The 11,168-nt window shown below is 74.9% G+C and carries 9 protein-coding genes; 3 read left to right on the top strand and 6 right to left on the bottom strand.

What is annotated here, in order from left to right:
* Positions 1-30 precede the first annotated feature (30 nt).
* Positions 31-615 (top strand): Rv3235 family protein, encoded by a 585-nt coding sequence (locus ACI78Z_RS16255; protein ID WP_457037574.1) that lies wholly within the window; start codon positions 31-33, stop codon positions 613-615.
* Between the two features lie 21 nt (positions 616-636).
* On the opposite strand, the gene secA is transcribed toward ACI78Z_RS16255, so the two are convergent.
* Positions 637-3,774 carry a preprotein translocase subunit SecA gene (secA, locus tag ACI78Z_RS16260; RefSeq protein WP_457037575.1) on the bottom strand — a complete coding sequence of 1,046 codons (3,138 nt, stop codon included), beginning with the start codon at positions 3,772-3,774 and terminating at the stop codon, positions 637-639.
* Positions 3,775-3,827: 53 nt separating this feature from the next.
* Here secA and ACI78Z_RS16265 point away from each other — a divergent pair, with 53 nt between their 5' ends.
* Positions 3,828-4,220 (top strand): pyridoxamine 5'-phosphate oxidase family protein, encoded by a 393-nt coding sequence (locus ACI78Z_RS16265; protein ID WP_457037576.1) that lies wholly within the window; start codon positions 3,828-3,830, stop codon positions 4,218-4,220.
* Between the two features lie 9 nt (positions 4,221-4,229).
* Positions 4,230-4,793: a GNAT family N-acetyltransferase gene (locus ACI78Z_RS16270; protein WP_457037577.1), complete on the top strand. Its 564-nt coding sequence runs from the start codon at positions 4,230-4,232 to the stop codon at positions 4,791-4,793.
* Positions 4,794-4,835: 42 nt separating this feature from the next.
* Here ACI78Z_RS16270 and hpf read toward each other — a convergent pair whose 3' ends face one another.
* The 5 genes from hpf to mtrA form a co-directional block, all read right to left on the bottom strand.
* The gene (gene hpf, locus ACI78Z_RS16275; protein WP_457037578.1) at positions 4,836-5,513 is read right to left on the bottom strand and encodes a ribosome hibernation-promoting factor, HPF/YfiA family; all 678 of its coding nucleotides are present in this window, start codon (positions 5,511-5,513) and stop codon (positions 4,836-4,838) included.
* Positions 5,514-5,551: 38 nt separating this feature from the next.
* Positions 5,552-6,331, bottom strand: coding sequence for a ComF family protein (locus ACI78Z_RS16280; protein WP_457037579.1), 780 nt, complete (start codon positions 6,329-6,331; stop codon positions 5,552-5,554).
* Positions 6,332-6,477: 146 nt separating this feature from the next.
* Positions 6,478-8,220, bottom strand: a complete 1,743-nt coding sequence (locus ACI78Z_RS16285) for an LpqB family beta-propeller domain-containing protein (RefSeq protein ID WP_457037580.1) — start codon at positions 8,218-8,220, stop codon at positions 6,478-6,480.
* Positions 8,217-9,953, bottom strand: a complete 1,737-nt coding sequence (mtrB, locus tag ACI78Z_RS16290) for an MtrAB system histidine kinase MtrB (RefSeq protein ID WP_457037581.1) — start codon at positions 9,951-9,953, stop codon at positions 8,217-8,219. The genes ACI78Z_RS16285 and mtrB overlap by 4 nt, the downstream gene beginning before the upstream one ends.
* Before the next feature lie 221 nt (positions 9,954-10,174).
* A complete protein-coding gene (mtrA, locus tag ACI78Z_RS16295; protein WP_457037582.1) occupies positions 10,175-10,891 on the bottom strand; it encodes an MtrAB system response regulator MtrA in 717 nt (238 codons plus the stop codon).
* Between the last annotated feature and the right edge of the window lie 277 nt (positions 10,892-11,168).

Here is an 11,168-nt window from a genome sequence, read left to right on the forward strand (position 1 = left end):
CCCTCCCACCGACGAGCCCCGGAGCCCCCGATGACCGCGCCCGCCGCCCCCGTCCAGCCCGCCGTCGACGCCCCCGCACCCGAGACCGGCCCCCAGCCGCTGCGCGCGGCGACGCTGCGGCTCACCGTCGTCCCGACACCGCAGCCGCCACTGGACCCGCAGCCGGTACTCCGGCTGGTGCTGCCCGGCGCCGCGGTTCCGCGGGTACCGCACCGGCCCGGTCCGCGACCGCGCCCGGAGGACCCGCCCGCGGGGTTCGTCCCGGGCTTCGAGCCGACCTGGTCGACGCGGGCCGACCTCCCCGACCCACGGATCGCCGGCCGTCGGCTGCTGACCCTCACCCTGGAGGCGCTGGCCGGCCGGAGGCCGCTGACCCAGGTGCAGCCGCTCACCGCCCTCGGCGTCTACACCGCCCTCACCAGCGGCCGACGGCCCCGGTGGTGTGCCGGCGGGACCGCTCCGGTGCTCCTGGGTCCGGTGCACGTCTGTGAACCGGTCGACGGGGTGGCCGAGGTCAGCGCGGTGGCCCGCCGCTCGGGCCGGGCGCACGCGGTCGCGGCCCGGCTCGAGGGCATCGACGGCCGGTGGCGGTGCACGGCGCTGCAGATCGGCTGACCGCCCGTCCCGGGTCCTCTCTCAGTTGCGCGAGGGCGCCCCGTGGCAGGACTTGTACTTCCGGCCCGAGCCGCAGGGGCACGGCGCGTTGCGGGCCGGCTCCTTGGTGCCGGTCACGGTCGCGGTCTTGGCCGCCTTGGCCGGCCCGCTCTCCTTGGGCGAGGCGTCCAGGCTCGGTGCCGAGTAGCTGAGCTGGTCGGAACGGTGCGGGTCGTCGAGGCCCTTCACCGTCAGCTGCGGCCCGGTGCCCGAGGACACCGGCTCCTCGACCTCCGGAGTCGCCGGGGCGGCCTCCGGCGCGGCGTGCCGCGCCCGTCGGGCCGAGGAGCTCCGGCGCGCGGCCGGAGCCGGTGCGGGAGCCGCAGCCGGTGCGGGAGCCGCAGCCGGGGCCTCGGGGGACGGCGCAGCGGCGGCCGGGGCGACGCCATCGCCCTCGACGGGAGCGGGGGCAGGAGCCGGCTGCGCGGGCGCCGGGGCGGGGGCCGACGCAGCCGGTGCCGGAGCGGCCGGAGCCGGAGCGGGCGCCGCCGCGGCCTGGGCCGCCCGCGCGGCCGCCGCCTGACGGGCCAGCACCCGCGCCGTCCCCTCCTGGGCGGCGGCCAGCGCCTTCGCCTCGGCCTCGGCCTGCTTGGCCTGCGCCTCGGCGTCCTGCTGGGCCTTGGTCTTGACCTCCAGGTTGAACAGGAAGCCGACCGACTCCTCCTTGATGCCGTCGAGCATCGTCATGAACATGTCGTAGCCCTCGCGCTGGTACTCCACGACCGGGTCGCGGTTGGCCATCGCGCGCAGGTGGATGCCGGCCCGCAGGTAGTCCATCTCGTAGAGGTGCTCACGCCACTTGCGGTCCAGCACGCTGAGCAGCACCCGCCGCTCGAGCTCGCGCATGACCTCGGCGCCGAGGGACGCCTCCCGCTCCTCGTAGGCGCGGTGCACGTCGTCCAGCAGCTCGCGCTTGAGGACGTCGGCGGTGAGCGCCGCCTGGTCGCCGTCGGCGACGCGGTCGATCAGCTCGTCGCGGTCCAGGCCCACCGGGTAGAGCGCCTTCAGACCGGTCCACAGCTGTTCGAGGTCCCAGTCCTCGGCGTAGCCCATCTCGGTGGCGCCGTCGACGTAGGCGCTGATGACGTCGTCGACCATCGTGCGGACCTGCTCGTGCAGGTCCTGTCCGTCGAGCACCTTGCGCCGCTCGGCGTAGATGACGGTGCGCTGGCGGTTGAGCACCTCGTCGTACTTCAGGACGTCCTTGCGGACCTCGAAGTTCTGCTGCTCCACCTGGGTCTGCGCCGACAGGATCGCCCGGCTGACCATCTTCGACTCGATGGGCTGGTCGTCGGGGACCCGCAGCGTCGTCATCATCGACTCGAGCATCGGGCCGTTGAACCGCCGCATGAGGTCGTCGCCCAGTGACAGGTAGAAGCGGGACTCACCCGGGTCGCCCTGCCGGCCCGACCGGCCGCGCAGCTGGTTGTCGATGCGCCGGCTCTCGTGCCGCTCGGTGCCCAGCACGTAGAGGCCGCCGGCCTCGGTGACCTGTTCGTGCTCGGCCCGCACCTGCTCCTTGGCCTTCTCGAGCGCGCTGTCCCAGGCCGCCTCGTAGTCCTCCGGAGTCTCCGCCGGCGACAGGCCGCGGGCGCGCAGCTGCTCGTCGGCGATGAAGTCCGGGCTGCCGCCGAGCTGGATGTCGGTGCCGCGGCCGGCCATGTTGGTGGCCACGGTGACCGCGCCGAGCCGGCCGGCCTGGGCGACGATGTGCGCCTCGCGCGCGTGGTTCTTGGCGTTGAGCACCTCGTGCTTGATGCCGCGCTGCAGCAGCAGCTTGGACAGGACCTCGGACTTCTCGACGCTGGCCGTGCCGACCAGCACCGGCTGGCCGGCCTCGTGCCGTTCGGCGATGTCGTCGATGACGGACTCGAACTTCGCCTTCTCCGTCTTGTAGATGACGTCGGGGCGGTCCTCGCGGACCATCGGCCGGTTCGTCGGGATCGGGACGACGCCCAGCCCGTAGGTCTGCGAGAGCTCGGCCGCCTCGGTCTGGGCGGTGCCGGTCATCCCGGAGAGCTTCTCGTAGAGCCTGAAGTAGTTCTGCAGGGTGATCGTGGCGAGCGTCTGGTTCTCGTCCTTGATCTGCACCCGCTCCTTGGCCTCGATGGCCTGGTGCATGCCCTCGTTGTAGCGCCGGCCGGCCAGCACGCGGCCGGTGAACTCGTCGACGATGAGCACCTCGCCGTTGCTGACGATGTACTGCTGGTCGCGGTGGTAGAGCTCCTTGGCCTTGAGCGCGTTGTTCAGGAAACTGATCAGCGGGGTGTTGGCCGCCTCGTAGAGGTTCTCGATGCCGATCTGGTCCTCGACGAACTCCACGCCCTCCTCGGTGATGGCGACCGTGCGCTTGGCCTCCTCCACCTCGTAGTGGACGTCGCGCTGCATGAGCGGGGCCAGCCGGGCGAACTCGGTGTACCAGCGGTGCATCGCCGGGTCGCCGGCCGGGCCGCTGATGATCAGCGGCGTGCGGGCCTCGTCGATGAGGATCGAGTCGACCTCGTCGACGACGGCGTAGTGGTGCCCGCGCTGCACGAGGTCGGCCTTGCTCCAGGCCATGTTGTCGCGCAGGTAGTCGAAGCCGAACTCGTTGTTCGTGCCGTAGGTGATGTCGCAGGCGTACTGCTCCCGCCGGTGCGCCGGGCGCTCGCCGGAGAGGATGACGCCGACCGACAGGCCGAGGAACCGGTGCACCCGGCCCATCCACTCGGCGTCGCGCTTGGCCAGGTAGTCGTTGACCGTGACCACGTGCACGCCCTGGCCGGAGAGGGCGTTGAGGTAGGCGGGCAGCACGCCGGTCAGCGTCTTGCCCTCACCGGTGCGCATCTCGGCGATGTTGCCCAGGTGCAGCGCGGCACCACCCATGACCTGCACGCGGAAGTGCCGCTGGCCGAGCGTCCGGGTGGCGGCCTCGCGGACGACGGCGAAGGCCTCCGGCAGGAGCTGGTCGAGGGTCTCCCCCTCCTCCAGGCGCTCCTTGAACTCGTCGGTCTTGGCGCGCAGCTCCGCGTCGGTGAGGTCGGCAGTTTCGTCCGCCAGCGACTCGACCGCGTCGGCGATCTTGTTCAGCCGTCGGAGGATCTTGCCCTCACCGGCACGGAGGATCTTCGAGAACACCACCGGTCCAGCGTAGGCGGTGATGACGGTCGGACCAGGCAGCCGACAATGCCCGGGTGGCGCACGACCTCGACGACCTGCCGGCCGGCCTGCTCACCTTCCTCACCGAGCGGCACCTGGCCACGCTGACCACGCTGCGCGCCGACGGGAGCCCGCACGTCGTCCCGGTGGGGGTGACCTACGACGCGGCCACCCGCACCGCCCGGGTCATCACCTCGGGCACGTCGGCCAAGGCGCGGCACGTGCGCGACGGCCGGTCGCGGGTCGCGGTCTGCCAGGTCGACGGCCGCCGCTGGGTCACCCTCGAGGGGACGGCGGTGGTGCGCGACGACCCGCCCGCGGTCGCCGACGCCGAGCAGCGCTACGCCCGGCGCTACCGCACCCCGCGGGAGAACCCGGCGCGGGTGGTCCTGGAGATATCGGTCGACCGGGTGCTCGGCAACGCCTGACCATCGGGCATGGACCTCGACCTCACCGGCGTCGACCTGGCCGCCGAGGTGATCCGCACCGAGCGGCTGGTGCTGCGCCCGTTCCGCCCGGACGACGCAGCACCGGTGTTCCGCGCCTGCCAGGACCCGGAGATCCGGCGGTGGCTCCTCGCCCTCCCCTCGCCGTACACGCCCGCGGACGCGGAGGCGTTCGTCACCGGGGTGGCCGTGGCCGGCCGCGCGGAGGGCCACGCGCTGCACACGGCGATCGAGGCCGACGGCGAGTTCGTGGGCGCCAGCGGCCTGCACCACCTCGGCGACCCGCGGCGGCTCGGGCCCGAGATCGGCTACTGGGTGGCGCCGTGGGCGCGGCGCCGCGGGTACGCGGCCGAGGCCGCCGGGGCGCTGGCCGAGTGGGCGCTGTCGCGCGGTGCGCCCCGCGTGCACCTGCTGACCGACGTCGCCAACGTCCCCTCGCAGCGGGTGGCCGAGCGGGCCGGCTTCAGCCGCGAGGGCGTCGTCCGCTCGTGCCTGGGCTACCGGGACCGCGCCCGAGCCGACGCGGTCCTGTTCGGCCGCGTGCGGGGCGAGTGAGCGGGGCCGGGGCGCGCCGGCTGCGCGCCCCGCCCCGGGCGGTCACGCGCGGGCCGCCGCGGCCTCGGCGGCCTGGCGCTCGACGACGCCGTTCGGAGGCGCGTCGACCAGGCGGATGAGGCCGTAGTCGTAGGCGTGCCGGCGGTAGACGACCGTCGGCTGGCCGGTGTCCGCGCACAGGAAGAGGTAGAAGTCGTGGCCGACCAGCTCCATCTCGTGGAGCGCCTGGTCGACGTGCATCGGTGTGGCCGGGTGGTGCTTCTCCCGCACGATCCGGCCGGGGAGGTGCTCGTCGAGGTCGGTGACGTGCGGCCCCTCCTCGAGCTGCCGGTCGCGGTCGAAGGACTCCAGGACGTCGGTGTCGGGGGCGCTGCCGCCGACCCGCACGCTGGCCGGGGTCCGGCGTCCGTGGTGCACGCGGCGGCGGTCGGCGGCCTTGCGGAGCCGGTGGTCGAGCTTCCCGGCGGCCAGGTCCAGCGCCGCGTAGAAGTCCGGCGCGGCGGCCTCGGCGCGGATGACCGGGCCCTTGCCGCGGAGGGTGATCTCCACGCGCTGGCACTTGCCGGACTGGCGCGGGTTCTTCTCGTGGAAGAGCTCCACGTCGATGCGCAGGATCTTCAGCTTGCCGTCGAAACGGTCGGACTGGCCGACCTTGTCCTCGACGTGCTGTCGGTAGTGCTCGGGGACTTCGACGTTGCGGCCACGGACCACGATCTCCATGAGACCTCCCGGTCGGTCGGGTTGTGATCGAGCCCACGCTAGTCCCCGTTCCCGGGTCCCGACAGTTGACCTCTCAGCCCTCGGGGACGCGCCGTCCGGGCCGCGTGGGGAGTCGCTCCGGAGGGTCGCCGCGGGGTCGCCGCGACGACCGCGGCGAGCACCGGGGACCCCGCTGGGCCGGCGGCCGGCGCGAGCACCGCGGCCGCCTCGGTGAGCGTCGCGCCGCTGGTCACGACGTCGTCGACCACCACGAGCACCGCGCCGGCGGGGAGCTCGGGCGGCCCGGGTCGCAGCGCGAAGGTGCCGGCCAGGTTGGCCCGCCGCTGCGCCGCCGAGAGCCCCGCCGAGTCCGCGGCGCGCCCGCTGCGGCGCAGCAGCCGGGCCTCGGCCGCCGGGACGCCGGCCGCCCGGAGCTCACCGACCGCGCGGGCGGTCAGTTCCCGGACGTGGTCCCGGCCGCGGGCGCGCAGCGCCGCGGCGCCGCTGGGGACCGGGACCAGCCGGACCGGTCCCGGGCGCGCGGACAGCCCCGCGAGCACCCCGGCGACGGCCAGTGCCAGCGCGGCGCCGAGCGGGCCGGCCAGCTCGGCCCGCCCGCGCTCCTTGAACGCGTTGACCGCCGGGCGCACGGGCCCGGCGTAAGCGCCGGCGGCCACCGTCGGCGGGAAGCCCGCCGGGAAGCGGCGCGGCTGGGCCAGGTGCGGGACGGCGAGCAGCGCGGCGCACCGCCGGCAGAGGACGGCGCCCGGGACGCCGCACCCGGCGCACTCGCGCGGCAGCAGCAGGTCGGCCAGCGCCGCGAGCACCCCGCCGTCCACTCCCCCAGCGTCGCGCCCGGTACCCGCCCGGCCCACGGCCGCACGAGATCTGTGGACGGGGAGCATGCCCCGGCGTCTCAGTCCTCCGGCCCCTCGCAGGGTCCCGCCGCGAGCCTGCGAGTTGCGTGGGGCGACGGGGTCCTCTGTCAGCCGGGGTAGAACGGCTCGGTGCCCGGCTGCGGCTGCTGGCCGCGGACCAGGGTCACCCAGGTGCCCCCGGCGACCTGCCACTCCCAGATCGTGCCGCCGGCGCTGACCAGCGGTGGGCGCTCCGGCGCGGCGGCGACCTGGGTGGCCTGGCTCGGCAGGCCCGCGGTGGCCACCGGCGCGAGGTCCCAGCCGTCGACACCGACGACGTAGGGCACGGTCCGGTCCTCACCCGGGTCCCCGGCCAGCACCAGCAGGCTGCCGGAGGTCCGCCACGCCACGTCGACCACCTGGCCCAGCGCCGGCGCGACCTCGCGCCAGTCCCGCAGCGCCACCGGGCCGTCGTCGGAGCGCACCACGGTGCCGACGTGCAGGCTCTGCCGCTGGCCGTTCTCCACGACGACCGCGGCCCGGACCCCGTCGGGTGAGAGCTGCAGCGCCGTGGCCCGGCCCAGGCCCGGCAGCGTGACGGCGTTGACCGCCTGCGGTGGCCCGCCGGCGGGCACCCGCACCACCGTCGCGCCGTCGCGGACCACCCAGAACTCCTGGCGGGTGGGAGCGACGGTCGGCACGGTGAGCGTGCTGCCGGGCAGCACGGGGGCGAGCTCGCCCCCGTAGTCCCCGCTCAGCAGGGTCGCCCCGCCGTCCCGCTGGGTCACCCCCACCATCTGGGTCAGCTCGCCGGTGCTCGGGTCGGTGGCGACCGCGGCGCTGGACAGCCCGTAGGCCCCTCCACCGGCCGGGCCGGGTGCCGGCGCGGGGGCGTCGGTCGCCGTCCAGAGCGCGCCGTCGAGCAGGAAGTGACCGACCGCGTCGACCGGGGCGGCATCGGAGTCGAGCGCGCCCCAGGTGTCGACGGTCTGCACCGCCGGCACGCCGTCGAGGACCAGCGGGTCGCCGTCGACGAGGATCTCCACCGAGCGCACCGACGGCAGCTGGCCGAGGGTCCACACCAGCTGGGCGGACAGGTCGGCCAGCCGGTCCGGCGGCGCGTCGGCGATGCCGGTCAGGTCCACCGTCACCGCCTGGGCGGAGACGGTCACCGTGCTGCCCAGCGCGGCGTCCTCCAGCGCTGGGTCGTCCAGCGCGTTGCGGACTCCGGCGGCCAGCACCGCCGAGGGTCCGGCGAACAACCCCTCGACCAGCACCGTCGGTTGGGCCTCCCCGCTGATCAGGTACCGCGGGTCGGGGACCACGCGCCGCCCGGTCGGGTCGAGGAAGTACAGGTCGCGCCGCTCGTAGAGCCGCTCGAAGTCCGGCTCGAGCATGAGCAGCCCGTCGGGCGGGTCGCTGATCCGCCACTCGCCGTCGACCTGCTCGAGGCGGAACTCCCGCGAGTAGACCTCCTGGCCGCCCACGGTGAACCCGCCGCGCTGGTCGATCGTGCCGACCAGCTCGCCGGTCACGACGACGGTGCCGGCGTCGGTGGTGACGGTGGCGTAGTCGGCGCCGAGCAGGGTGATGCCCGCGTCGTCCGACCAGGAGCCACGGGGCTCGGGGGCCAGGTGCTCGCGCGCCACGGGGTGGCCGCGCACCGTGCTGGCGGCGGCGTCGAGGAAGCCGCGGACGATCTCCTCCGGGGTGGCGCCGGGTTCCGGCGCGAGCGGCTCGATGCCGACCGGGGTCTCCTCGCGCGGTGGCGCCTGGGTGATCTGCGCGACCGGCGTGCTCGTCGGGACGGTGGAGCAGGCGCTCAGCAGCGCCGCGAGCACCGCGCCCAGGACGGTGCCCCGGCGGGTCACGGCTCCTCCGCGGGACGCCGCAGGGCGGCCGGCCGCAGCGGCAGCGGCGAGCTGGTCAGGTCGGCGCCCGCGGCCAGCGGCAGGGTGAGCCGGAACTGGGCGCCGGCGCCGGGCTGCCCCCACACCTGCAGCCAGCCGCCGTGCAGCCGGGCGTCCTCCAGGCTGATCGACAGCCCCAGCCCGCTGCCGCCGACGGTGCGCACCCGCGAGGGGTCGGCGCGCCAGAAGCGGTCGAACACGTGCTGCGCCTCGGCCGAGGTGAGCCCCACGCCGTGGTCGCGGACGGTGACCGCCGCTGCCGTCCGGTTGGCCGCCCAGGTGATCTCCACCGGTTTGCCGCTGCCGTGCTCGATCGCGTTGCCGACGAGGTTGCGCAGGATCCGCTCCACCCGGCGGGCGTCGACCTCGGCGATGACGTCCTGCCCGGGGCCGGACACGCTCAGCCGGCAGCCGTGCCGCTCGGCGAGCGCCGACATCCCCGCCGCCACGCGTCGCACGAGCGCGCCGAGGTCGGTCGGCTCCCAGTCGAGGACGGCGGCGCCCGCGTCGTAGCGGCTGATCTCCAGCAGGTCGGTGAGCAGCACCTCGAAACGGTCCAGCTCGGTGTGCATCAGCTCGGCGGAGCGGGCCACGTGCGGGGGGAAGTCCGCGCGCGACTCGTAGAGCACCTCGGCGGCCATCTGCACGGTGGTCAGCGGCGTGCGCAGCTCGTGCGAGACGTCGGAGGTGAAGCGCTGCTGCAGCTGCGAGAGCGACTCGAGCTGGGTGATCTGCCGCTGCAGGCTGTCGGCCATCGCGTTGAAGCTGGTCGCGAGGCGGGCGAGGTCGTCCTCGCCGCGGACGGCCATCCGCTCCTCGAGCTGCCCCTCCGCCAGCCGCTGCGCGGTGCCCGCCGCCCGGCGCACCGGGTCGACCACCAGGCGGGTCACGAGGACGGCGATCCCGACGACCAGCAGGGTGAGGGCGATGCCGCTGATGACCACCGTGGTGCGGAACAGCGACAGGCTCTCCGCCTCCTGGTCCAGCGGGAAGGCGTAGTACAGCTCGATCCGCTCGGCGCTCCCCGCACCGGTGGGCACCGGGGCGCCGACGAGGTAGGTCGGCCGGGCCTGCCCGCTGCCGTCGGGGACCATCGCGTACTGCGCGTACTGGCCGCCGGAGGCGACCCCGGCCCGCAGCTCGGCGGGGATGGCCGGGTAGATGCCGCGCTGGCTGACCGCGGGCGGCCGCTCGGAGTCCCCGGTCCGGTAGACCATGACGACCTCGAAGTCGCCGGCCGGACCGCTGCGCTCGCGCAACTGGCGGACGGTGCGGTCCAGGGTCGCCCGCACGCTCGCCCCGTCGCCGGCGGCGATGCCGGCCACCTCGTTCTGCGCGTAGATGACGCCGGTCTGCACCTGGTCGATGGCCGCCTGCTCCTTGACCGACAGCAGCTGGTCGCGGATCTGGCTGAACAGCACCAGGCTCACGATGACCACCACCGTGCCGGCCACGAGCATGGTGATCGCGCCGATCCGGACGTGCAGCGACGAGCGCCAGGCGGCCACCGCCCGCGCGGCCAGCCGCTGCGCCAGCAGGCGGGTCCGGGCCGAGCGCCGGAGCAGCCCGCGGCGCAGCGCGCCCAGGTCCGCCGGCGACGGCCGCCGGCGCGCCGGCGCGCCGGCGGTCCCGGAGGACGACGAGGCGCCGGACGGCGCGTCGGCCGCACGGGACGCCGGCCGCGTGGTGCTCACGGCCGCGTTCCGGTCCACATCCCGCCCGGCGCGGCCGGGCCGCCCGCAGCGCCGGTCACGGTGCCCATCGGTTCGCCTCCGTGACGCGCTCCGCTCCTCGCTCGCAGAGCTCGCTGCGATGCTCACGCGCCTGTCGGCTCACGGTGCACCTCGGTTCGCCTCCGCGACGCGCTCCGCTCCTCGCTCGCAGAGCTCGCTGCGATGCTCACGCGCCTGTCGGCTCACGGGGGGCCGGCCTTGTAGCCCACCCCGCGCACGGTCAGCACGATCTCCGGCTTCTCCGGGTCCCGCTCGATCTTGGCCCGCAGCCGCTGCACGTGGACGTTGACCAGCCGGGTGTCGGCGGCGTGTCGGTAGCCCCACACCTGCTCGAGCAGCAGCTCGCGGGTGAACACCTGACGCGGCTTGCGGGCCAGGGCGACCAGCAGGTCGAACTCCAGCGGGGTCAGCGCGATCGGCACGCCGTCCCGGGTGACCTGGTGCGCCGGCACGTCGATCTGCACGTCGCCGATGCTCAGGTTCTCGGCCTGCCCGGTCTCGCCGCGGCGCAGCTGCGCGCGCACCCGGGCCACCAGCTCCACCGGCTTGAACGGCTTGGTGACGTAGTCGTCGGCGCCGGCCTCCAGCCCCTGGACGACGTCGATGGTGTCGCCCTTGGCGGTGAGCATGACGATCGGGACGGTCGACTGGGTGCGGATGTCCTGGCAGATCTGCAGGCCGTTGCGGCCGGGCAGCATCAGGTCCAGCAGCACGATGTCGGGCCGGGTCTGCTGGAACGCCCCCACCGCCCGGTTGCCGTCGGAGACGAAGGCGGGTTCGTAGCCCTCGCGCCGCAGCACGATGCCGAGCATCTCGGCGAGGGCGGCGTCGTCGTCGACGACCAGGACACGGCCGCGGCTGGGCCCGTTCTGGGCAGCGGTGGGTGGCACGACGCCCATTCTGCGCTGCTCCCGGACGGAAACGGCGACACCCGCCCGGAGTGTGCTCCGGACGGGTGTCCTCCGTGGCCATCCCGGTCGGCCCGGTGGCGTACTCCCTCGGCGACCTCGCCGGGCCCGCCCGGTCCCCGAGCGGCTGAGGAGACCTCGCCGGACGATCAGCTCAGCTGGTCGTCTCGCGTCCTGGGGGCCCCCGGCCCCGGGGGCACGTCCCCCCCCCCCGAGCGGGGGTGGTACTAAAACGGGTTGTCGGGGGGCTTTAAGATTTAGGAGTTGG

The organism is Geodermatophilus sp. SYSU D01176, assembly GCF_054050015.1.